The sequence below is a fragment of the Flavobacterium sp. RSP15 genome, from assembly GCF_003968755.1.
GTDB lineage: Bacteria > Bacteroidota > Bacteroidia > Flavobacteriales > Flavobacteriaceae > Flavobacterium.
The window spans coordinates 21,715-43,268 of record NZ_RYDL01000008.1; the positions used below are offsets into that span (position 1 = coordinate 21,715).

Consider the following 21,554-nt stretch of genomic DNA (forward strand, 5'->3'; position numbering starts at 1 on the left):
TCTCGTGAAATCACTTTTCGAATCCACATCAGAACCCGTATTTATTGACTTGCCAGATGCGGAGATCATCTACTATCCTCAATTTTTTGACCAAGAACAAGCCGATATTATTTTTGCCGAATTAATGCAAGATATTCCTTGGCAACAAGACGATATTCGCGTATTCGGGAAAATTCATCCGCAGCCTCGTTTGACGGCTTTATTTGGAAACGAAGGAAAACCTTACTCGTATTCGAATATAACGATGCAGCCACATCCTTGGAATTTGCTTTTGCAAAAGCTAAAATCTCAAGTCGAAAAAAGTGATGATACTACTTTTACAACCGTCTTACTCAACCAATATCGCGACGGAAAAGACAGCAACGGCTGGCATGCTGACAACGAAAAAGAATTAGGAATCAATCCCATAATTGCATCATTGAGTTTTGGAGCCCAACGAACCTTTCAACTCAAACATAATTTAGACAAAGACCTAAAAAAAAGCATCCTATTGGAACATGGAAGTTTACTGCTGATGAAAGGAACCACACAACATTTCTGGAAACACCAGATTCCAAAAACCACAAAACCTATTGGCCCCAGAATAAATGGCACTTTCCGGGTAATCAAATAATTACTTTCATAAAAAATTATTAAATTTGGAATAAATATCTAAATTATGAATGATATCATTACTTATTTTTCTACCATTCCATCTTCTCACCGAAGTTTAATTCTTGTGGGCGGAATCACTTTTTTCTGGCTGATCGAAAATGCTTTTCCGCTTTTTAACTTCACCTATAAAAAATGGTATCACGCCGGCATCAATATTTTTATGACCTTCACGACTATTGCTGTCAATTTTTGCCTGGCTTTTATTTTATTAAAAGCGGCTGACTGGACAATTGCTACAAATTTTGGAATTTTACAATGGCTTCCTGAAATGCCGCTATGGCTTTACGCCCTTATTGGATTGCTTTTATTGGATTTAATAGGCGCTTATCTGGTGCATCTAGTGGAACATAAAACCAAGTTCCTGTGGCGTTTTCATTTGGTTCATCATACAGACACCTGGATTGACACCACAACCGCCAATAGACACCATCCGGGAGAAAGTGTGATCCGATTTACATTTACCGCTTTGGGTGTTTTAATCATTGGAAGCCCAATGTGGATGGTTTTCCTTTACCAAACATTATCTGTTGTAGCCACGCAATTCAATCATGCTAACATTTCACTTCCTAAAAAAATAGATACTATTATGAGCTATTTTATCGTATCGCCAGACATGCACAAAGTACACCACCATCATGTTTTGCCTTATACGGATAGTAATTATGGCAATATATTTTCAATCTGGGATCGGTTATTTGGCACATTTATGACACTTCCAAAAGAAGAAATTATTTACGGAATTGATACCCATCCCAATCCTGAGGAACACAATGCATTAAAGAATTTATTGAAAATACCGTTTCAAAAACAGCCATTAAAGAAAAAAAATTAAAAAAAATCATCTTTTGAGAAAAAGTAATTATAATTTTCCTTAATATTGAATGAAATTAAAAAATTTAATTTAATAATCATTAACACCTATTTGAATTAATTTTCACGTGATGAAAAAGAGTAACCGCAAAGAATTGAACTGGGAGCAAACAGAAAAACTTGTTACAATGGCTTTAGAAGAAAAAAATCCTTTTGAAATCATTAAAAAAGAATTTGGTCTGGCCGAAAAAGAGATCCTGGAGATAATGAAGAAGAAGTTGCCGGCAGAAAAATTTGAAATGTGGAAAAAGAAAGCTACCGCAAATAAACCAAAACCAAAACCCATTAAAGTGGATGATTTTGACGAAGACTTAGACGGTAAATATTACATAAAAAACAAACTAGATTAAAATAAAACTCCTGATATTCGGGAGTTTTTGTTTTTAAAATAGCAGTCTCAACTCATACATTTATGGTTTCAGTAACATCAAACGAAAACGAATTTATTTTTGATATTCTAGGAAGTCATACATTTTGGGCTTTCGAAAATAAGATTCGTGTACCGAAAGATAAAATAATCCGAGCGTATCAAAGCAACGATGAATTTACATTTTGGATCGGCTGGAAAATGCCAGGCACCCAATTACCATGGGTCATAACTGCTGGCACTTATATCAAAAAAGGAAAACGCAACTTTTGGGACGTTTGCAATAAAAAAAATGCAATTATTGTTGAACTCAAAGATTCCTATTACAATAAACTAATTATTGAAGTCGAAAATCCGGAAGAAACAATAAACGAATTAAATGCGAAATAAAATGAAAAAATCACTACTTGTACTCCTGTCCTTGTGTTCAATACTCTGCCATTCACAAACAGAAACAGCAATTCAATCTTTTAATAAGGATGAAGTTACTATAAATCCATTGTTAAATGGGTCGTTGTACTCTCCTTTAAAACAAAACAAAAAGACGAATCTTGTCATCCTTATTGCAGGTTCAGGCCCTACAGACAGGGACGGCAATCAAAAAGGACTCCCCAATAATTCCCTGAAATATTTATCCGAAGAATTAACTAAAAATGATATTGCCGTCTTTAGCTATGATAAAAGAATCCTTGCTCAAATGAAGAATGGAACGGTAAATGAAGCTACCCTTACTTTTGATGATTTCATCACTGACGCAACCACCGTTTTGCTATTTTTTAAAAATCAAAAAAAGTACAACAAAATAATAATTGCAGGACACAGCGAAGGTTCCTTAATAGGAATGATTGCTGCCAATGGCAAAGCGGATGCTTTTATTTCATTGGCTGGAGCCGGAAGAACGATTGATGCCGTTCTGGTGGAACAAATAGCAAAGCAAGCCCCTTACCTCAAAGAGGAAGTTCAGAAAAACCTGAACATTCTTAAAAATGGGGAAACTTTCGAGTTAAGAAACCCCATGTTAGCCGCCCTTTTTAGAGCAAGCATTCAGCCGTACATGATTTCATGGATAAAATACAATCCGCAAAGTGAAATTGTAAAGTTAAAAATACCTGTACTACTGCTCAACGGAACTGCTGATTTACAGGTGTCAGTTGCTGAAGCAGAACTGTTAAAAAAAGCCAAACCGGAAGCAGAGCTAGTTCTGATCGAGAAAATGAATCATATTTTCAAAGAGATAAATGGAGATGATTCTGTAAATATGAAATCCTATTCTAATCCGGACTTACCCATTGCTCCAAAAGTGGTGACAGCAATAACTGGCTTTATAAAATCGTTATAAGGGGTAACAATTCCCACTTGTAAAAGACCTATACAATAAACAAAAACAATACAAATGAAAAAAATATTTTTTGCAATAGCATTTGCTACTCTTCTTTGGAGCTGTAAAACTGTTGGCACTTCAGCAAATGTTTCAAAATCAATAACCGAAGTAGTACACGTAGCAATCAACTTAAATGACGTTAAAGAGGACAAAGTAATGGTTACGATTACCGCACCAAAAATTAGCACTGATGAAGTCACTTACAGTATTCCTAAAATTGTCCCTGGCACCTACTCTATTGATGATTATGGAAAATACATTGAAGATCTAAAAGCTTTTGACAGTAAGGGCAATATACTTCCGGTTAACAAAACGGATGACAACACCTGGAATATCAAGAATGCCAAAACTGTCACTAAAATAACCTATTGGGTTAACGACACATTTGATACTGAAAAGGGAAGCGGCTTTGGCAAGAATGATATTTTCTCTCCTGCCGGAACAAATATAGACGCAGGAGTCAATTTCATGCTAAACATGCATGGCTTTGTGGGCTATTTTCAAGACAAAAAAGACCTTGCTTATACGGTAAATATAGCCCATCCGGAAACACTTTGGGGAGCAACTTCCATGACAGATCAAGACGCAAGTACTACAAATGATGTATTTACAACAGCTCGTTATGCTCAATTAGTTGAAAATCCAATTATGTATGCTAAACCGGACTACACTACTTTTACTGTAGACGGTATGGAAATATTGATCAGTGTTTTTTCGCCTACCGGAAAAGTAACTGCTGAAAGTATTACTCCACAGATGAAAACCATGATGACTGCTCAAAAAACATTTTTAGGAAAAATAAACGCTACCAAAAAATATACCGTCTTGTTGTATTTATCAAGCATGAAAGATACTGATGCAAAGGGATTTGGAGCCTTAGAACACCCTACAGCCACTACAGTGGTTTTACCGGAAATGATGCCAAAAGAAGAATTGGTACAATCAATGAAAGATGTAGTTTCGCATGAATTTTTTCATATCGTAACTCCTTTAACCATTCATTCTAAAGAAATTCACTATTTTGATTACAACACGCCTAAAATGTCAGAACATTTATGGCTGTACGAAGGGGTGACGGAATATTTTGCCAATCTTTTTCAGATTAATCAAGGATTAATTACAGAAGAGGAATTTTATACGCGTATGTCTGAAAAAATTGCACACGCAAATGCAATGAATGACACGATGCCTTTCACAACGATGAGCGCAAATGTGTTGACTGAACCTTACAAAGCCCAATACTTGAACGTATATGAAAAAGGAGCTCTTATTGGAATGTGTCTGGATATCATTATCAGAGAAAAAAGCAACGGAGAAAGAGGAATTCTTGATTTGATGCAAAAGTTATCAAATGAATATGGCGCTTCAAAACCGTTTAATGACAAGGACCTTTTTGCAAAAATAACTTCATTTACCTACCCTGAAGTAGGGACTTTTTTAACAACTTATGTTTCCGGACCAACACCAATACCGTATGAAACGTACTTAGCTAAAGTAGGCATCACAAAAGCTATGGCAAAAGTACCTGGTAATGTGTTCTTAAAAGGACAATCCCCGTACATAACCGTGAACCAACAAACAAAGGAAATTATCGTAATTCCAACTATAGAACTAAACGATTTTTATACCAATTTAGAGCTAAAAGGAGGCGACATCATCATCTCTATAAATGAAAAACCTTATTCGTTAGACAATATTTATGAAATGATTTCCGAAAGTCAAAACTGGAAAGAGAACGATACAATCACTTTTAAGATAAAACGAGACGGAAAAGAACAAATAATCAAAGGAAAAGTTACACTTCCTTACGAAGAAAAAGAAGGTCTTAAAGCCACTGATGCATCCAAAACCACTTTAAAAGAAGCCTGGTTAAAAGCTTAAATTCATAATTTAATGAGGAACATCTCAATTTAGAAATAAATTGAGATTTTTTTTGATAAATTTGAATGTGTTAGCAAAATCATTCCAACAATTTTCTTTATTTTGCGCCAAAATCTAAACACTAATCAAATCGCCAAGATTCTATCCCGAGATATCAGGATAAATCATAAAAAATGACGATGCCATGTCCTAAAAAACAAATTTTAACTTCACATGAAAAAAACTATTCTAGCATTTATCACTTTAATCCTTTTATCGTCCTGTAATAAGGAGGAACCTGGGGGGAATGTACACATTACCGGAAATATTAAAGGATTAAAAAAAGGAACTTTATACATCCAAAGAGTCGTTGATACGATGCTGGTTGCAATTGACACGATTCATATTGATGGAAGCGCCGTTTTTGAAAGTCACTTAGATCTAAAATCACCTGAAATGCTGTACTTGTTTCTAGACAGAGGCGTCAGTAATTCCATGGACAACAACCTGCCTTTCTTTGCTGAGCCGGGAAAAATAACTATTGAAACCAGTTTAGATCGCTACTTATCTGATGTTACAATTACAGGTTCTAAAAACAATGAAATATTTGAAGAATTTAAAAAAATAAATAGCCGCTTCACCGATGAAAGTCTTACTTTAATAGAAAAAAAATTCAATGCAGTAAAAAGTCAAAACATAAAAACCATTGATAGCATAGGAGCAAAACAAGATTCTAACTTGAAAAGAAAATACTTATTTGCCACAAATTTCGCTCTAAACAACAGAGACTACGAAGTGGCGCCTTATATAGCCTTATCCCAGATTTACGACATCAACATAAAATACTTAGATACGATTCAAAAATCAATGTCTCCCAAAGTGGCAAAATCTCTTTATGGAAAGCAATTAACAGAGTATGTAGCAACAATCAAAAAACAGCAATAATCATACAAATTAAGAGAAGTACTTAAAACAGGAATCAATTGTCATGTTCTATAAAACAAAAAACCATCCCGCTTAAGACGGGATGGTTTTGTCAAAGAGCCGGCGGAGGGACTCGAACCCACGACCTGCTGATTACAAATCAGCTGCTCTAGCCAACTGAGCTACGCTGGCGACTCATTACGGATGCAAATATAGGTCTGAATTTCTGTTTTCCAAAACAAATTCAAACTTTTTTTGCTTTTTTTTTGACTACAATTCGTTGATTTTAGCAATCAATTGATTAGCAGTTTGTTCCAATTCAACATTAATTTGTTTGAAGTGTGCTTTTTTATTTTCTACTTTTTTAACATTTACTTTTGTGATTAAAGTGTCAAAAGCAGCAATCGCTTCGTCAATTAAAGCATTTGTTTCTGTCGTTGGTTTTCCTGTTGTAGAAATTTCGAACAAGTAAACTGCTTCAATAATATCTCCTAAAACGTAGTTGATGTCTTTTTTTAAATTCTTAATGTTTGCCATTTTTATTTTTTTAAAATTTGAATTTTAATTTGCGTCTGCAAAAGTACACATAATCTTTCTATTACCGACTATGAAATGTAAATTTCTAAAATTGAAGCTTTTCCATTGATAATGAATGCATGCATGGCAGCAGGAATCAAAACAGTGTCTCCCTTTTTATATTCTAGTTTTGAATTGTCAAATTCTATTTCAAATGCTCCTTCGACACACATATATACGGTAAAGCTTTCTCCAGATTTAGAAACTGCAATAGCTCCATCTAGGAGGATAATGTTAGTGGTAAAGTAAGGGCAATCAACCACTGGATTAGACTCATTGCTATTCTTAGAGTATTCTTTTTTGGTTTCAACTGTATTGTAATTGATCGCTTCCAATGCCAAATCCACATGCAATTCTCTGGTATCCCCATTCGTGTCTACTCGGTCAAAATCATACAATCGATACGTAATATCCGAAGTTTGTTGAATCTCGGCCACCATTAACCCAGCGCCAATAGCGTGAACAGTACCGGTTTCTAGGAAGAAAACATCTCCTGCTTGTACTTTTATATCGTCCAGAACAGAGAGCAGGGTTTTATTTTTTAGGTTTTCTAAATAGGCTTCGGGATTCGACTTTTCTTTGAAACCTACAATAATTCGGGCGTCATCATCTGCTTGCATGACATACCACATCTCTGTTTTACCAAAAGAATTGTGGCGTTTTTTTGCTAAGGCATCATTAGGATGTACTTGAATAGACAAATCTTGACGGGCATCTAAATATTTAAAAAGCAACGGAAATTGCTTTCCAAAGCGATTATAAACTGCTGTTCCTAGGATTTCCTCAGGAAACTCATTAATAATATCTGTCAATGCACTGCCTCTCCAATCTCCGTGAGCCACAACACTAACGTCTCCTGCTACAGTTGATAACTCCCAACTTTCGCCAATATGCGTTGAGGCAATGGGTTTGTTAAGTATTGTTTTTAATTTTTCACCACCCCAGATTCTTTCTTTCAAAATGGGTTTAAACTGTAAGGGATAAAATGTCATGTAACTATTTTTTTTGAATCCCAAATGTAAACAAATCAATATTGTTTTACACAAAAATAGATTTCCATTTACAGGAGTCCGTTAAACTACCGAAAAAAGTATAAATTAATTCCAATCAGAAAAGTAACAAATCACATTTTGTAATTGATTATACTAATTTTTTAATGGCAGCAAGTGCTTTAGGAATATGTTTCGTTGCTAGAACACTGTCAAAAATCATTTGTATTACTCCGTTTTTATCCGTTACGTAAGTTACTCGTCCCGGAAGCAACCCGAACATACCAGAGGGAACCCCAAAAAGTTTTCTTATTTTTTTATCAGTATCGGACAAGAGAATAAAAGGCAGTTTGAATTGTTTGCTGAATTTTTGATGTGAGGCAACGCTATCGCTGCTAATCCCTATCACTTCTGCACCCAAATCCTTAAAATCTTCGTATTGATCCCTAAAACTACAGGCTTGCGCAGTACATCCAGGCGAATTATCTTTAGGATAAAAATAAATTACAAGTGGTTTTCTGCCTACTACGTTTGCACTGTCAAAATCAGTTCCATTGGTGTCTTTCGCCATGAAATGGGGAATAGTATCTCCTACTTTTAGCTCCATTATTCTCCTTTATAAGTTACAAAATTCCGAGGTGTTTCGTATAAAACCACTTCTAATTCAAACTCTGCCTTGATTCTTTTTCTAATTTTATTCCAAATGACTACTACAATATTTTCAGCTGTTGGATTCAAATCCTGAAACTCCGGTACATCCAAGTTCAAATTTTTATGATCAAACTGATGCTCAACATCCTCTTTAATGATATCACTTAGAAATTTTACATCCATTACATAACCTGTTTCCGGATCAATTTCCCCAGTCACACTTACTATCAGTTCATAGTTATGCCCGTGGAAATTTGGATTGTTGCACTTGCCAAAAACGGCATCATTTTGTTCAAAAGTCCAATCTTTCCTGTGCAATCTGTGAGCCGCATTGAAATGGGCTTTTCGTGAAATAGTCACTTTCATAAAACGTATAAATTAAGGGTTATCTGTGCTCGAGTTCAGAGACAAAGGGCTTTTATGTTCTTCCAGAAAATAATAAAACTCGTCAAAAATTATTTTGAACCAAACGGTATACAAGGCCGGCTGCAATTCCATATCCATTTTTACATCCTCAATTTTCATCCATTTCCAGTCTTCCACTTCCTCCGGATTGATGACCGGTGCGTCGTTATAATAGCCAATCATCACATGATCGAGTTCATGCTCCGTCAAGCCATTATCAAACGGTGCTTTGTAAATAAAATGAAAAAGTTCTTTAAGTTCCGTTTTAAAACCCATCTCCTCAAATAACCGTCGGTTTCCCGCCTGAATATTTGTTTCTCCATCGCGTTGATGACTGCAACATGTATTAGTCCACAATAACGGGGAATGGTATTTTTGACCTGCCCGCTGCTGCAGCATGATTTCATTCGTACTGTTTAGAACAAAAACTGAAAAGGCACGATGCAGAACTGCTTTTTCATGCGCTTCAAGCTTAGGCATCAGCCCTAACTGCTCATCATTTTCATTAACTAAGATTACATTTTCTTCTAACATGTGGCTTTATAATTAGGTCAAAAATACAAAAAAAGAACGGGTATCTGTGCCGTTTTTGAATTTGTGAAAAGTTTAACGAGTGTTGAATACCCTAATATTCTAATTTTATATTTTAAGTATTAATCTTCTAATTTACACTTTAGTCTGGGTAATATCCGCAAAACTAAAAGGCTATTTTTTTCGTAAATACAGAGGAATCAAAAATATAAATAAAAAAAATTCAATTACAAAGTAACCGACATTTTAAAACAAAAACCGCTTTACATTTGTAATGTAAATAAAAAAAAGATGAAAACAAAAAACAAATTCTTAAGTGTATTATTTTTAATCTCTTTATTCACCTTCACTGCTTCTGCGCAAACAACAAAGAAACAAGATCCTATAAAAAAAACTGTCACAATGAAAAACACAATTGAAAAACCTGGAAACCCATATTACTCTAACACGAATACTGCAAAACTCGAAATAAGTGATGCCGAATGGAAAAAAGTTTTACCCAAAGATGTCTATGAAGTAACTCGTAATGCGGATACGGAAAGACCTTTCACAGGAAAATTCTGGAATACAGATGACAAGGGCACCTATTATTGTGCCGCCTGTGGCAACAAATTATTTCGTTCCGGCGCCAAATTTTCCAGCACTTGCGGCTGGCCAAGCTTTTTCGAACAAGACAATAAAAAAAGTGTGGTTTATAAAACCGATAATTCACTAGGAATGGAAAGAACTGAAGCGCTCTGCGGAAGATGTGATGGTCATTTAGGTCATCTTTTTGATGACGGGCCGGAACCAACCAAAAAAAGATACTGCATGAATTCAATCGCACTTGACTTTATACCTGACACCAAATAACATGAAAAAATTATTTTTAGTGTGTGTTTTAACGATCAGTAGCCTGTTTGCGAAAGGTCAAACACCAAAGCAATCCAATCTTGAATCCATTACTGTAGCTGGTGGATGTTACTGGTGTGTTGAGGCCGTTTATGAGAATCTCATTGGAGTACAATCGGTAATCTCAGGATATGCAGGCGGCAAAAATAGCAATCCTACCTATGAAGATGTGTCAACTGGAAGATCGGGTTATGCAGAAGTGGTGAAAATTACCTATGATAAAAACGTCACGAATCTAGATGAGATTTTCAAAGTCTTTTTTACGGTACATGACCCAACGACACTTAACCGGCAAGGTGCCGATGTAGGAACACAATACCGTTCCGCCATTTTTTATAAAAATGAAGCACAAAAAAAATCAGCGCAAACGATAATCAACGCAATGAAAAAGGCCAAGATTTATGATAGTCCGATAGTAACAACACTAGAACCGTTGACTAAATTTTACAAAGCAGAAGATTACCATCAAAATTACTACGCCAACAATAAGAACCAACCCTATTGTCAAATGGTAATTCAACCTAAAATGGAGAAATTCGAAAAGCTTTTTAAAAACCGATTGAAAAAACAAAAATAAAAGCGTAAGAATACCGTCTTGTTTGAAATAACAAGACGGTTTTTTTATATCCTACTCAAAAAAAAGACACTTTACACCCCTATTTAAAATTAATGCCAGACGAAATAATTTTGCTATATTTGTTTCTAACTGACCTTCTTTAGAATCGAAACAGCTGTGTTTTTAACTAAAATAAAGGCTGTTTAGCAACCAAATTTTACACTACCAACTAATGAAAAAAATTATTCTTTTTGCTGGCTTATGCTCCTTCTCCTTTTTTGCTACTGCACAAAATTCCGTTCTTAAAGCCACGGTTGCCAAAAAAGCAGCCTCCTTAGAATCTAAAGTCAGTGCCTGGCGGAGAGACTTTCACCAAAACCCTGAATTAGGCAATCGAGAATTTAAAACTGCCGAAAAAATAGCAATACATTTGCGTTCTTTGGGCATGGAAGTACAAACTGGTGTGGCAAAAACTGGCGTGGTGGGAATTTTAAAAGGCGGAAAACCCGGTCCGGTTGTAGCACTTAGGGCAGATATGGATGCCTTGCCTGTAACAGAAAGAGTTGCCATTCCTTTTGCATCAAAAGCAATGGGAGAATACAACGGTCAGGAAGTAGGTGTCATGCATGCTTGCGGACATGATTCGCATATAGCCATGCTGATGGGAACTGCTGAAATTCTGGCCGCTATCAAAAGTGAATTAAAAGGAACGGTTAAATTCATTTTCCAACCTGCTGAGGAAGGCGCTCCCGATGGTGAAGAAGGTGGAGCTGCACTAATGGTAAAAGAAGGTGTTCTGGAAAATCCAAAAGTAGATGTGATTTTTGGGTTACATATCAGCGCAGACACCGAAGTCGGCAAAATCAATTACCGTCCAAAAGGAGCGATGGCTTCCTCAGACTGGTTCAAGATAAAAATAAAAGGAAAACAATCACACGGAGCCAGCCCATGGCAATCCGTAGATCCTATTGTTACGGCGTCCCAAATAATATTGGGATTACAAACTATTGTGAGTCGCAATGTAGATTTAACGGAGTCCGCGGCTGTGGTTAGTGTTGGAAAAATTACATCTGGCGTAAGAAGTAATATTATTCCGGAAGAACTTGAAATGGCAGGAACGATTCGGACCCTAGACAAACAAGTTCAGGAAATGATCCACAACAGATTGAAACAAATTACCACCAATATTGCAGAAAGTGCTGGAGCTACTGCCGAGGTAAGCATCACTAAACAAACCCTGATTACCTATAACGATCCTATATTGACTGAAAAAATGCTCCCTACATTAGAAACTGTAGCGGGAAAAAACAATGTAGTATTGACTCCTGCAGCAACTGGAGCCGAAGATTTTTCGTACTATCAAGATAAAGTTCCCGGACTTTTCTTTTTCCTGGGTGGAATGCCAAAAGGCAAAAATCCTGCCGAAACAGCCTCACATCATACTCCCGATTTTTATATCGACGAGGGTAGTTTTGTATTAGGAATGAAAGCGATGTCCGACCTAACTATAGATTATATGGAAATGAATGCTGAAAAATAAATCAGTACTTGAATAGACATTTAAAAAGTTTTTAAAACTACAACCGAAAAGAGATTTTCGGTTTTTTTACACCTTTGTATGATTCAAAAAAATAATATTCAAAATATTGAATTAAAGCAATTTAATCCATGTTTTTAACGATTTTTAGTAAATTTACGTCTATATCTTAAAAGTTGATTTTATCAAGGACACTAAACATATTCAAAAGAAATCTCTAGGAAAATTGCCAACTCAAAGCTGCTGAATGAAAGCACTTGAAACCTATTTTAGAAATCAAAAAAGGCCTAGAAACTCATCTTGAAAAAACGCCTGACTCCTACACTGTTAAAACTTTCCACGAGTTGCGAGTTGAAATCAAGAAACGGAGATCTTTATTTGAATTGGGTGCCTTTTGTAAAAAAAAATTAAGCCAAACAATTTCATCCTATGAGCCGAATACATATAAAAAAACCATCTTAAAAGCATAAAAATCATAGTATCTTCGAAAAAGAGAATTAGTGTTCCATAAAATAAATGCAACTTTACCGTACAGGACTCTTTCATACCTATTGGAAACAAAAAATACTAAATAACGCTAGGAATCATAATTTGCTTCAAAAATACTTAAAACCATATTTATATAACCATTATGAAACTAACCATCATGCTCATATTCGCATTTATCCTACTGAGTTGCGGCGGTAATTCTATCTATAAATCACAAAGTAAAAGTAAGGATTGGGCGATGCTCGACTTTGTAAAAGTAGATAGCCTAAACCCTATTTTAGAACCACAGTTACATCCTGTTTTTCAATCTCCAATAAGCAACAAAAAAGTCCACTGGGAAGAACGAAATGTTCTTAATCCATCCGCTATTGTCAAAGACGGAAAAGTATACCTCATCTACAGAGCGCAAGACAAAGACATGACATCAAGATTAGGCCTAGCTATCAGCGATGATGGACTGCACTTTAAAAAACAACCCACACCAATATTCTATCCGGACAACGACACGATGAAACAATACGAATGGAAAGGAGGTGTTGAAGATCCTAGAATTATAGAAAGCGAGAATGGGACTTACATTATGACTTACACATCCTATGATGGTAAAACTGCGCGTCTTTGTTTAGCCAGTTCAAAAGATTTAAAAACATGGACAAAACACGGTTTAGTATTAAGGGAAGAAAAATACAAAGACTTGTGGTCAAAATCCGGAGCTATAGTTTGCAAATTATACAAAGATAAAATCATAGCTACAAAAATTAAAGGCAAATACTGGATGTATTTTGGGGATACTGATTTGTATATAGCAACCTCTGAAGATCTCATCCATTGGGAAGTAGCCGAAAATAATGAAAACAAAAAAATGATTACTGTTTTACATCCCAGAATGGGATATTTTGATAGTCGTTTAGTAGAACCCGGTCCTTTTGCATTACTTCAAAAGCAAGGTATCGTGCTGATTTACAACGGAAGTAATGCCGAAAATTATAATGATTCAAGTTTACCTAAATTCACTTATGCAGCAAGCCAGGCGCTATTTGACAAAGAAAAGCCCTATAAATTAATAGACCGTATGGAGAATCATTTTCTGCATCCGGACAAGCCCTATGAAAAGACAGGTGAAGTAAATGAAGTTTGTTTTGTTGAAGGACTGGTCTATTTTCAAAACAAATGGTTCTTGTATTATGGAACAGCAGATTCAAAAATTGCAGTAGCAGTAAAAAACAAATAACACCTAACCTGAAAAAGAAGATTAATCAACGACCAAACTTTCTAAATAAGCTAAAAACCTAGATAAAATACCTCTTTTATTTTGTGTGATAACCTTTTTTTTTTTTACTTTTTCAAATTCATTAAAAGTAGAAATAAAGAACGCTACAAAACACAAAATAACTACTATTGTTAATACAATTAATTCTATATTTTCCATATTATTTTTTGAGTTTTAAATTTAGGAATATTAAAAAACCAAGAATTGTAGGAGGCCATAATCCAATAAAAATTGCCCGTTGAGGATCTTTCAAAACAATATAAAAATATTCCGAAGTAAATATCAAGGCCAAAACCAATACTAAAATTAAAATTTCAGATTTTTTAAATTTTTCAAACATATTTATAATTTTTATCTTTTTTAATACATCTAACGCTATAAAAAAATAATTAATTTGTAAAATTAAGACATTTGCTATTAAAACAATATTTTTTTTAACAAAAAAATACTAAATTGTAACAGCTATAAATAAAGAAAGTTTGAAATAAAAATTAGGATAACAATATAAAATAATAGTTTGCCTATACAACGAGACTATTTAGTAGGAATCATTCTCCTTCTAAAATAATATTTGATTCTATTTTAGAGGTATAACAAGCTGTTTACAAAGTATATTAACTTATAAAATTCTTTATAGTCTGTCGATTAAAAAAACTAAAAAATAAAGGACTAAGTGCCAATTTAGACCAACGTAAAAAGTATAAAAAAATACTGGTCCACAACTTAACCCTCTAACCTTTTTTTAAAAATATAAACTACTATAACTAAATAGAAACAGAGCGAATCTATGTCCATTGTTTCCGGAAAACAAGTATTCCTCGACAAAATTAGAAATCAAAAGCACGACTAAAAAATAAAAAAATTATTTTTTAATTAAGTAATAATAGTCAATACAACCCTGTTAAATTTTTTATCCGATTATTTTTGGTTTAAAATTGCTCCAATCATCAAGGCACATTTTTCTCCATCTATTGCAGCCGAAATAATTCCGCCCGCATAACCGGCGCCTTCTCCACAAGGATACAGCCCTTTTATTTGAACATGTTCATAGGTCAAAGGATCTCTGGGAATACGCACCGGAGATGACGTTCTGGATTCTGGCGCATGTAGTACTGCTTCATTAGTCATATAACCTCGCATTGATTGTCCAAATTCAGTAAATCCTTCCCGTAATATCTGCGTTAAAAAATCGGGAAAAACCTGCCCCATTTCTACCGAAGTTGTTCCAGGCACATACGATGTTTTTGGGATATCTGATGAAACTCGGTTTTGTGTAAAATCAATCATGCGTTGTGCCGGGACTTTTTGGCTTTCGCCAGCTAAATGCCAAGCGCGTTGCTCGATACTTTTTTGGAATTCCATTCCAGCCAAAGCACCAAATTTAGCCCAAGGTTTAAAATCCTCCAGTTGCAATTCAATTACAATTCCGGAATTGGCAGTAGCCTGATCCCTTTTGGATGGAGACCAACCGTTAGTAACCACTTCGCCGGGACTCGTAGCGCAAGGAGCAATCACCCCGCCAGGACACATACAAAAGGAATATATTCCCCGGCCTCCTACTTGCTTCACAATAGAATACGGAGCGGGAGGTAAAAACGCTCCACGATAATCACAATTGTACTGAATGCTGTCAATCAAAGATTGCGGATGTTCTGCACGCACGCCCAAGGCAAAAGGTTTAGCCTCGATAAAAATCTTTTTTCGGTCTAACAATTCAAAAATATCACGAGCAGAATGTCCCGTAGCCAAAATAACTTTATTAGCAAGAATTGTATCCCCTTTTTGAGTAACTACACCCTGAACTTCATTATTTTTTAATAAAATATCGATCAATCGGGTTTCAAATAATACCTGCCCACCACATTCGATGATTTTCTCTCGAATGTCCTGAATAATCTGAGGTAATTTATTTGTTCCAATATGCGGATGCGCCTCAATGAGAATATCTTCGGAGGCTCCAAAAGCGACAAACAACTCCAAGACACGCGTTACATCACCTCTTTTTTTAGAACGCGTATACAACTTCCCGTCCGAATAGGTTCCGGCACCGCCTTCGCCAAAACAATAATTGGAATCTTCATTGACGACATGATCGAGATTGATGGCTTTTAAATCTCTTCGTCTGCCCCTAACGTCTTTTCCACGCTCGACAACTATAGGTTTCAGCCCTAATTCGATCAATTGCAAAGCAGCAAAAAGACCGGCGGGTCCAGCGCCAACAACAATTACTTCTTGAGCTGAGGAAACATTTTTATACTCCGGAAGTTGTATTTTTTGCTCTTGAAAAAGCTCTCCTTTTAAATAAATCATAACTTTAAGATTTATTTTTATCGCTTTTTGGCGGGCATCAATCGATCTTTTTAAAATAGAAATATGTTGAATTTCAGTTACAGAAACGGTAATTTGTTTTGACAAATGATTTTTTAGCAGCACATCATTTGCTGCAATTTCCGGGGATACTTGTAATAAGAGTTCTTGAGGCATTTTTTTAGATTATTCGATTTTCAGATTATTTGACTTTTAAAATCTCAAAAATAATCCACGTACAAAAGTAGTATTTTGTACTGACTTCTTCTTGTAGAAAACAGAATCCGTTTTCAATTTTTAAAATTAACCAATTTTAAAATTAGAGTTTGTAACTTTGTATGTTAAAGTAATTATCCAACTAAACCATTAACCGATTAATCTTAGGGAAAAATGTCCAGAAAAATAAAGTTGATATGGGATTTCCGTGGGCCAGCTTCCGCAAAAACCGCCGAACATCATGAAATCCACTTAAAAGAATACATTGCTATTGAAAAATTATCGTTGAATATCACTGGGTTCGAAATCCAAAGCGAAATGCTGGCCATTGCTTTTATGGTGGTCACCGATGAAAACATGATTCAAGTACGAGATGTTTTGAAACCGCATCGTGGAGAAGTTTATGAACACAAAATTTAGGTTGATTGACTACAAACTAAGAATTGTCTTCACCAATAATTTACTTAATTTTTCATCCGCCATTCCTGCTACTGCAATAATCTCTGGAATATCAACAGGTTTTAGATTGTCTGGATCACATTCATCCGTAATCACGCTAATCGCAGCACAAGGTAATTTTAATTGATTAGCAACAATAACCTCTGGAGTAGTACTCATTCCTACCATATCTGCTCCAATAATTCCTAAATATCTGTATTCAGCTCGTGTTTCTAACTGAGGTCCAACAACAGAAGCATAAACCCCTTTTTTCAGATTAATATTTAATTCCTTAGTGGCTTCTAATAATTTTTTATTTAAAATTCTATCATAAGGCGCACTCATATCGGGGAAAATACCGCCATATTCAAATGAATTCAATCCAGACAACGGACTTCCGCCTTGTAAATTAATATGGTCATCAAGTAAAACCAAATCTCCTTTTTTTAAATTTCTATTAATTCCTCCAGCTGCATTGCTCAAAAATAATTGTTGAATTCCCAGTTGTTGCAATACACGAATAGGAAAAGTAATTTCCTGTAAACTATATCCTTCATACAAATGAAAACGCCCTTGCATAGCAATTACTGAAACTGAACCAATAGTTCCAAATATTAGTTTACCTTTATGAAATTCAATTGTGGATTGTACAAAATTAGGAATGTCAGTATAATTAATAGTAAATTTAATTTCCAAATGATCTAAAAACTTACCTAAACCAGTTCCTAAAACGACTCCAACCTGTGGATCAACAATTCCTTTTTCTCTTAAAAAAAAAGCAGTTTGATTGATTTGTTCTAAATAGTCCATATTTTAAAAACTTTTATTTTGTAATTACGTACATACTATAAATATACTTAAAAATGAGAAAATATTTCTTGCTAATATTACTATTTTCTATGCAATTGGTTTCGGCACAAGAAATAGATTATATCAAAATGTCACAAAAATTCATTGAATCGGCAAAGTTTCAAGATGATAGCACCGCATATTTTATTGAAAAATTCGCGACAGCTGATGAAAATATTCTAAAAAAACAATTAATTAATGATAATTCAAAGAAAGCCTTTTTTATTAATCTTTACAATGGTTTTACAAATAATGCATTAAAAAAAAATCCAGAGAAATATAAAAATAGAAACAAATTTTTTAAAAGCAAGCAATTTGTTCTTGCTGGTCACAAAATAAGCTTGGATATCATAGAACACGGTTTTTTGAGAAGATCAAGTATTAAATGGAGTTTGGGAAAAATGAATAAGATTTTCCCTTCTAAACTAGAAAAAGATTTCCGAGTTGAAAAAGTAGATTACCGAATTCATTTTAGTTTAAATTGCGGTGCAAAAAGTTGCCCAATGATCGCTTTTTATGATCCAGCAAAAATTGATGCTCAACTGGATACTGCAACAAAAAGTTATTTAACAGGAGACGCTAGTTATGATGCTACAAAAAATATACTTTCGTTGCCAGTTTTAATGAGTTGGTTTAGAGGAGATTTTGGAAATAAAAAAGGGATATTGAAAATCTGTGAAAATCTAAAAATTATACCAGAAAATACAAACCCAAAATTAAAATACAATAAATACGACTGGACTTTATATTTAGAAAACTTCAAATATTAAAAAAAATGGATACTAATTATTACAATGCAAACGATTTAGCAAAATTTGGAAATATCGTAGAATTCCAAAAAGAAATGGGTGAAAAATTCTTTGGTTATTATGGTGAAGTTTTTAAAGAAGGTGAATTAACAGCAAAAGAAAAATCATTGATTGCTCTTGCGGTTGCTCATGCGGTTCAATGTCCTTATTGCATTGATGCCTATAGTACCGACGCTTATGAAAAAGGATATAGCGAAGGTCAGATGATGGAAGCAGTTCACGTTGCTGCCGCTATTCGTGGCGGAGCAAGCCTCGTTCACGGCGTACAAATGATGAATAAAGTTAAGAAAATTGCTCTATGAGCGAGTTTAAAAAAGTAATTCTAAAATCATTAAAGTCAAAAGATAGTTCCTTATCTAATGCACAAAATCAAATATTAACCTTACAACAGAATCCAGAAAAATTCAAACCTTTTAGTGCTAGTTTAAGAGCAATAGGTGTCAATAGTTTAAAACCTACACAGCTTGAAATTTTTCAGGTTAATCTCGGAAAAATGTGCAACCAGGTTTGTACACATTGTCACGTTGATGCTGGTCCGGATCGTAAAGAAATTATGACTAAGGAAACCATGCAATTGTGTTTGGATGTATTGAAAGCAAATCCGTCTTTCAAAATTGTAGATATGACTGGTGGTGCTCCCGAAATGAATCCTAATTTCCGATGGTTTGTTGAAGAAATTAGTAAATTAAATATTCAAATGTATGTTCGTTGTAATTTAACCATTATTCGTGCAAACAAAAAGTATTATGATTTGCCAGAATTTTTCAAATTACATAAAATCGAAGTGATTTCTTCCCTTCCATTCTATTCTCAGTCAAGAACCGATAAACAACGTGGCGATGGTGTTTTCAAAAGCTCTATTACCGCTTTACAAATGCTGAATGAAGTAGGTTATGGTAAAGAAAATAGTGGCTTAACACTCAATTTAGTCTACAATCCTGCTGGAGCTTTTCTTCCGCCAGATCAAAAAGCATTAGAAAATGAGTTTAAAACTAATCTGAAAAAGGATTTTGATATAGAATTCAATAGTTTATTTGCAATTACTAATTTACCAATAAGTCGTTATCTGGATTATTTAGTTGTTTCGGACAATTATGAAGATTACATGACCAAATTAATTAACGCATTTAATCCATCAGCAGCACTTAATGTGATGTGTAGAAATACAATTTCTGTAGGTTGGGATGGATTTTTATATGATTGTGATTTTAATCAAATGTTAGAATTAAAAGTGGCAGCACCAGGCTCTCAACATCTATCAACTTTTAAAAGTGAAGCATTATTAAAACGTACAATTATAGTCAACAACCATTGTTATGGCTGTACCGCTGGTGCAGGAAGTAGCTGTGGCGGTGCCGTAGCATAATTTTAAAATATTATAAACAACAAAAAATAAGAATATAAAAATGGAAAATTATTTAGACGCAACAACAGATTTATACAGAGAAGCAGCCTTAACTCCTGATGTAGGATTGTGTTGTACAACTACCCCAATTTGGAAATTTCCTGGTTTGGAAATTCCAAAAATCATGCAGGAAATGAATTATGGCTGCGGAAGCACAATTAGCGCACAAGATTTAATAAATAACCCAAAAATACTTTATGTTGGTGTGGGTGGAGGAATGGAATTACTCCAATTTTCTTATTTTTCACGTCAAAAAGGTGGTGTCGTTGGTGTCGATGTCGTAGACGAGATGCTCGAAGCTTCAAGACAAAATTTTATAGTAGCCGAAAAAGAAAATGACTGGTTCAAAAGCGAATTCGTAGAACTGAAAAAAGGAGATGCACTAAATCTTCCTATCGAAGATGAAACTATTGATATTGCTGCTCAAAATTGCTTATTCAACATTTTTAAAACCGATGATTTAAGAAAAGCATTACAAGAAATGTACCGTGTTTTAAAACCTTACGGACGTTTAGTAATGAGTGATCCTACTTGTGAGCAACAAATGAATGACACTTTAAGAAACGATGCACACCTTAGAGCATTGTGTTTAAGCGGAAGTATTCCAATTGCAGAGTATATTAAAATGTTGACCGATGTAGGTTTTGGAACTATCGAAATCAGAGGCAGAAGACCTTACCGAATCTTAGATACAAAAAATTATCCTACCGATGAATTAATCTATATTGAAAGTATCGAAGTTTGTGCTATAAAAGATCCAATGCCAGCAGATGGCCCTTGTGTTTTTACTGGAAAAGCAGCAATATATTATGGTACTGAAAATCATTTTGATGATAAAAAAGGTCACATTCTAACGAAAAACCAACCTTTAGCAGTTTGTGATAAAACTGCGGCGGCAATTGCAGCATTAAATAGAGATGATATTTTTATTAGTGAATCCACTTTTCATTATAACGGTGGCGGTTGTTGCTAAATAACTATAAAATGTCTTCAAAACAAGCAATAATTTTGTTTACAAAAAATCCCGAACTTGGCAAAGTCAAAACCAGACTTGCCACGACTATAGGCGATGAAAAAGCATTAGCTATTTATAAAAAATTGCTACAGCACACCAGAGAAATTGTTACTCCGATGGAAGTGGATAAAATTTTATTTTATTCGGACACCATTATTCAAAACGATAATTGGTCTACTGCTATTTTTATGAAAAAAGTTCAGGTAGGAAATGATTTAGGCGAGAGAATGAATCATGCTTTTCAAATGGTTTTCAATCTGGGTTATGAAAGTGCCTGCATTATTGGAAGCGATTGTTATGAACTAAACACAACTATCATTGCTGAGGCTTTTGAAAGCATAAAACGCAAAAACATGGTTATCGGACCAACATTCGATGGGGGTTATTATCTGTTGGGAATGAATAAACTACATTCAAGTATTTTTAAAAATATAGAATGGAGTACAGAAACTGTTTTTGATGATACGATGAAAGAGGTTGAAAATTTGAATCTTTCCAGTCATATCCTAACCAAATTAACAGATATAGACGAAGAAAAAAATTTACCTCAACATTGGAAATAAA

Annotated in this window: 25 protein-coding genes and 1 tRNA gene; 17 read left to right on the forward strand and 9 right to left on the reverse strand. The window is 34.6% G+C overall.

Annotated elements, in window-relative coordinates:
• The first annotated feature begins 4 nt into the window (after window positions 1-4).
• From EKM00_RS09815 to EKM00_RS09845, 7 genes are all read left to right on the forward strand, one after another.
• Window positions 5-613, forward strand: coding sequence for an alpha-ketoglutarate-dependent dioxygenase AlkB family protein (locus EKM00_RS09815; protein ID WP_126516048.1), 609 nt, complete (start codon window positions 5-7; stop codon window positions 611-613).
• 45 nt (window positions 614-658) lie between these two features.
• Window positions 659-1,486: a sterol desaturase family protein gene (locus tag EKM00_RS09820; protein ID WP_126516049.1), complete on the forward strand. Its 828-nt coding sequence runs from the start codon at window positions 659-661 to the stop codon at window positions 1,484-1,486.
• Window positions 1,487-1,595: 109 nt separating this feature from the next.
• Window positions 1,596-1,874, forward strand: a complete 279-nt coding sequence (locus tag EKM00_RS09825) for a DUF2805 domain-containing protein (protein WP_126453521.1) — start codon at window positions 1,596-1,598, stop codon at window positions 1,872-1,874.
• Window positions 1,875-1,936: 62 nt separating this feature from the next.
• Window positions 1,937-2,281 carry a hypothetical protein gene (locus EKM00_RS09830; RefSeq protein ID WP_126462104.1) on the forward strand — a complete coding sequence of 115 codons (345 nt, stop codon included), beginning with the start codon at window positions 1,937-1,939 and terminating at the stop codon, window positions 2,279-2,281.
• A 1-nt stretch (window position 2,282) separates the two neighbouring features.
• Window positions 2,283-3,230, forward strand: coding sequence for an alpha/beta hydrolase (locus EKM00_RS09835; RefSeq protein ID WP_126516050.1), 948 nt, complete (start codon window positions 2,283-2,285; stop codon window positions 3,228-3,230).
• 54 nt (window positions 3,231-3,284) lie between these two features.
• Complete coding sequence (locus EKM00_RS09840; RefSeq protein ID WP_126516051.1) at window positions 3,285-5,153, forward strand: M61 family metallopeptidase; 1,869 nt, start codon at window positions 3,285-3,287, stop codon at window positions 5,151-5,153.
• Between the two features lie 213 nt (window positions 5,154-5,366).
• Window positions 5,367-6,077, forward strand: a complete 711-nt coding sequence (locus tag EKM00_RS09845; RefSeq protein ID WP_126516052.1) for a DUF4369 domain-containing protein — start codon at window positions 5,367-5,369, stop codon at window positions 6,075-6,077.
• A 97-nt stretch (window positions 6,078-6,174) separates the two neighbouring features.
• On the opposite strand, the gene EKM00_RS09850 is transcribed toward EKM00_RS09845, so the two are convergent.
• From EKM00_RS09850 to idi, 6 genes are all read right to left on the reverse strand, one after another.
• A tRNA-Thr gene (locus tag EKM00_RS09850) sits at window positions 6,175-6,248 on the reverse strand.
• 78 nt (window positions 6,249-6,326) lie between these two features.
• Complete coding sequence (locus tag EKM00_RS09855) at window positions 6,327-6,593, reverse strand: hypothetical protein (RefSeq protein ID WP_126453511.1); 267 nt, start codon at window positions 6,591-6,593, stop codon at window positions 6,327-6,329.
• Between the two features lie 68 nt (window positions 6,594-6,661).
• Window positions 6,662-7,624, reverse strand: a complete 963-nt coding sequence (locus tag EKM00_RS09860) for a type I phosphomannose isomerase catalytic subunit (protein WP_126516053.1) — start codon at window positions 7,622-7,624, stop codon at window positions 6,662-6,664.
• Window positions 7,625-7,772: 148 nt separating this feature from the next.
• The gene (locus tag EKM00_RS09865) at window positions 7,773-8,228 is read right to left on the reverse strand and encodes a peroxiredoxin (protein WP_126516054.1); all 456 of its coding nucleotides are present in this window, start codon (window positions 8,226-8,228) and stop codon (window positions 7,773-7,775) included.
• Window positions 8,228-8,638 carry a 6-pyruvoyl trahydropterin synthase family protein gene (locus EKM00_RS09870; protein WP_126453505.1) on the reverse strand — a complete coding sequence of 137 codons (411 nt, stop codon included), beginning with the start codon at window positions 8,636-8,638 and terminating at the stop codon, window positions 8,228-8,230. The genes EKM00_RS09865 and EKM00_RS09870 overlap by 1 nt, the downstream gene beginning before the upstream one ends.
• 12 nt (window positions 8,639-8,650) lie before the next feature.
• Window positions 8,651-9,211, reverse strand: a complete 561-nt coding sequence (idi, locus tag EKM00_RS09875; protein ID WP_126453503.1) for an isopentenyl-diphosphate Delta-isomerase — start codon at window positions 9,209-9,211, stop codon at window positions 8,651-8,653.
• Window positions 9,212-9,499: 288 nt separating this feature from the next.
• Here idi and msrB point away from each other — a divergent pair, with 288 nt between their 5' ends.
• The 4 genes from msrB (at window position 9,500) to EKM00_RS09895 (ending at window position 13,912) form a co-directional block, all read left to right on the forward strand.
• Window positions 9,500-10,060: a peptide-methionine (R)-S-oxide reductase MsrB gene (gene msrB, locus EKM00_RS09880; RefSeq protein WP_126516055.1), complete on the forward strand. Its 561-nt coding sequence runs from the start codon at window positions 9,500-9,502 to the stop codon at window positions 10,058-10,060.
• A gap of 1 nt (window position 10,061) precedes the next feature.
• The gene (gene msrA, locus EKM00_RS09885; RefSeq protein WP_126516056.1) at window positions 10,062-10,676 is read left to right on the forward strand and encodes a peptide-methionine (S)-S-oxide reductase MsrA; all 615 of its coding nucleotides are present in this window, start codon (window positions 10,062-10,064) and stop codon (window positions 10,674-10,676) included.
• A 211-nt stretch (window positions 10,677-10,887) separates the two neighbouring features.
• Window positions 10,888-12,195 (forward strand): amidohydrolase, encoded by a 1,308-nt coding sequence (locus tag EKM00_RS09890; protein ID WP_126453497.1) that lies wholly within the window; start codon window positions 10,888-10,890, stop codon window positions 12,193-12,195.
• Between the two features lie 643 nt (window positions 12,196-12,838).
• Entirely contained in the window at window positions 12,839-13,912 is a 1,074-nt protein-coding gene (locus EKM00_RS09895; RefSeq protein WP_199734641.1) for a glycoside hydrolase family 130 protein, read from the forward strand.
• A gap of 21 nt (window positions 13,913-13,933) precedes the next feature.
• Here EKM00_RS09895 and EKM00_RS14745 read toward each other — a convergent pair whose 3' ends face one another.
• Both EKM00_RS14745 and EKM00_RS09905 read right to left on the reverse strand, forming a co-directional pair.
• The gene (locus tag EKM00_RS14745) at window positions 13,934-14,110 is read right to left on the reverse strand and encodes a hypothetical protein (protein ID WP_158614892.1); all 177 of its coding nucleotides are present in this window, start codon (window positions 14,108-14,110) and stop codon (window positions 13,934-13,936) included.
• Between the two features lie 759 nt (window positions 14,111-14,869).
• On the reverse strand, window positions 14,870-16,435 hold the full coding sequence (locus EKM00_RS09905) for an NAD(P)/FAD-dependent oxidoreductase (RefSeq protein ID WP_126516058.1): 1,566 nt from the start codon (window positions 16,433-16,435) through the stop codon (window positions 14,870-14,872).
• 213 nt (window positions 16,436-16,648) lie between these two features.
• On the opposite strand from EKM00_RS09905, the gene EKM00_RS09910 reads away from it, so the two are divergent.
• The gene (locus EKM00_RS09910) at window positions 16,649-16,894 is read left to right on the forward strand and encodes a hypothetical protein (RefSeq protein ID WP_126516059.1); all 246 of its coding nucleotides are present in this window, start codon (window positions 16,649-16,651) and stop codon (window positions 16,892-16,894) included.
• A gap of 9 nt (window positions 16,895-16,903) precedes the next feature.
• Here the strand turns inward: EKM00_RS09910 and EKM00_RS09915 are convergent, their stop codons facing one another.
• Entirely contained in the window at window positions 16,904-17,722 is an 819-nt protein-coding gene (locus tag EKM00_RS09915) for a purine-nucleoside phosphorylase (RefSeq protein ID WP_126453486.1), read from the reverse strand.
• 53 nt (window positions 17,723-17,775) lie between these two features.
• Here EKM00_RS09915 and EKM00_RS09920 point away from each other — a divergent pair, with 53 nt between their 5' ends.
• From EKM00_RS09920 to EKM00_RS09940, 5 genes are read left to right on the forward strand one after another with little or no spacing between them, the layout of a single operon-like run.
• Window positions 17,776-18,531, forward strand: a complete 756-nt coding sequence (locus EKM00_RS09920; RefSeq protein WP_126516060.1) for a DUF547 domain-containing protein — start codon at window positions 17,776-17,778, stop codon at window positions 18,529-18,531.
• 5 nt (window positions 18,532-18,536) lie between these two features.
• Window positions 18,537-18,872, forward strand: a complete 336-nt coding sequence (locus tag EKM00_RS09925) for an arsenosugar biosynthesis-associated peroxidase-like protein (protein WP_126453483.1) — start codon at window positions 18,537-18,539, stop codon at window positions 18,870-18,872.
• Window positions 18,869-19,936 carry an arsenosugar biosynthesis radical SAM (seleno)protein ArsS gene (gene arsS, locus EKM00_RS09930; RefSeq protein ID WP_126516061.1) on the forward strand — a complete coding sequence of 356 codons (1,068 nt, stop codon included), beginning with the start codon at window positions 18,869-18,871 and terminating at the stop codon, window positions 19,934-19,936. Before EKM00_RS09925 ends, arsS begins: the two co-directional genes overlap by 4 nt.
• Before the next feature lie 40 nt (window positions 19,937-19,976).
• The gene (arsM, locus tag EKM00_RS09935) at window positions 19,977-20,948 is read left to right on the forward strand and encodes an arsenosugar biosynthesis arsenite methyltransferase ArsM (RefSeq protein ID WP_126453479.1); all 972 of its coding nucleotides are present in this window, start codon (window positions 19,977-19,979) and stop codon (window positions 20,946-20,948) included.
• Between the two features lie 11 nt (window positions 20,949-20,959).
• Complete coding sequence (locus EKM00_RS09940; RefSeq protein WP_126516062.1) at window positions 20,960-21,553, forward strand: TIGR04282 family arsenosugar biosynthesis glycosyltransferase; 594 nt, start codon at window positions 20,960-20,962, stop codon at window positions 21,551-21,553.
• Window position 21,554: the final 1 nt, after the last annotated feature.

Bases quoted from the DNA above. Each gene is read 5' to 3' on its own strand.
- EKM00_RS09835 (WP_126516050.1), top strand. From the start codon at position 2,283: ATGAAAAAATCACTACTTGTACTCCTGTCCTTGTGTTCAATACTCTGC.
- EKM00_RS09940 (WP_126516062.1), top strand. From the start codon at position 20,960: ATGTCTTCAAAACAAGCAATAATTTTGTTTACAAAAAATCCCGAACTT.
- EKM00_RS09895 (WP_199734641.1), top strand. From the start codon at position 12,839: ATGCTCATATTCGCATTTATCCTACTGAGTTGCGGCGGTAATTCTATC.
- EKM00_RS09925 (WP_126453483.1), top strand. From the start codon at position 18,537: ATGGATACTAATTATTACAATGCAAACGATTTAGCAAAATTTGGAAAT.
- EKM00_RS09855 (WP_126453511.1), bottom strand. From the start codon at position 6,593: ATGGCAAACATTAAGAATTTAAAAAAAGACATCAACTACGTTTTAGGA.
- EKM00_RS09920 (WP_126516060.1), top strand. From the start codon at position 17,776: ATGAGAAAATATTTCTTGCTAATATTACTATTTTCTATGCAATTGGTT.
- EKM00_RS09820 (WP_126516049.1), top strand. From the start codon at position 659: ATGAATGATATCATTACTTATTTTTCTACCATTCCATCTTCTCACCGA.
- arsS (WP_126516061.1), top strand. From the start codon at position 18,869: ATGAGCGAGTTTAAAAAAGTAATTCTAAAATCATTAAAGTCAAAAGAT.
- EKM00_RS09905 (WP_126516058.1), bottom strand. From the start codon at position 16,435: ATGCCTCAAGAACTCTTATTACAAGTATCCCCGGAAATTGCAGCAAAT.
- idi (WP_126453503.1), bottom strand. From the start codon at position 9,211: ATGTTAGAAGAAAATGTAATCTTAGTTAATGAAAATGATGAGCAGTTA.
- EKM00_RS09865 (WP_126516054.1), bottom strand. From the start codon at position 8,228: ATGGAGCTAAAAGTAGGAGATACTATTCCCCATTTCATGGCGAAAGAC.
- msrA (WP_126516056.1), top strand. From the start codon at position 10,062: ATGAAAAAATTATTTTTAGTGTGTGTTTTAACGATCAGTAGCCTGTTT.
- EKM00_RS14745 (WP_158614892.1), bottom strand. From the start codon at position 14,110: ATGGAAAATATAGAATTAATTGTATTAACAATAGTAGTTATTTTGTGT.
- EKM00_RS09825 (WP_126453521.1), top strand. From the start codon at position 1,596: ATGAAAAAGAGTAACCGCAAAGAATTGAACTGGGAGCAAACAGAAAAA.
- EKM00_RS09860 (WP_126516053.1), bottom strand. From the start codon at position 7,624: ATGACATTTTATCCCTTACAGTTTAAACCCATTTTGAAAGAAAGAATC.
- msrB (WP_126516055.1), top strand. From the start codon at position 9,500: ATGAAAACAAAAAACAAATTCTTAAGTGTATTATTTTTAATCTCTTTA.
- EKM00_RS09910 (WP_126516059.1), top strand. From the start codon at position 16,649: ATGTCCAGAAAAATAAAGTTGATATGGGATTTCCGTGGGCCAGCTTCC.
- arsM (WP_126453479.1), top strand. From the start codon at position 19,977: ATGGAAAATTATTTAGACGCAACAACAGATTTATACAGAGAAGCAGCC.
- EKM00_RS09890 (WP_126453497.1), top strand. From the start codon at position 10,888: ATGAAAAAAATTATTCTTTTTGCTGGCTTATGCTCCTTCTCCTTTTTT.
- EKM00_RS09870 (WP_126453505.1), bottom strand. From the start codon at position 8,638: ATGAAAGTGACTATTTCACGAAAAGCCCATTTCAATGCGGCTCACAGA.
- EKM00_RS09840 (WP_126516051.1), top strand. From the start codon at position 3,285: ATGAAAAAAATATTTTTTGCAATAGCATTTGCTACTCTTCTTTGGAGC.
- EKM00_RS09845 (WP_126516052.1), top strand. From the start codon at position 5,367: ATGAAAAAAACTATTCTAGCATTTATCACTTTAATCCTTTTATCGTCC.
- EKM00_RS09915 (WP_126453486.1), bottom strand. From the start codon at position 17,722: ATGGACTATTTAGAACAAATCAATCAAACTGCTTTTTTTTTAAGAGAA.
- EKM00_RS09830 (WP_126462104.1), top strand. From the start codon at position 1,937: ATGGTTTCAGTAACATCAAACGAAAACGAATTTATTTTTGATATTCTA.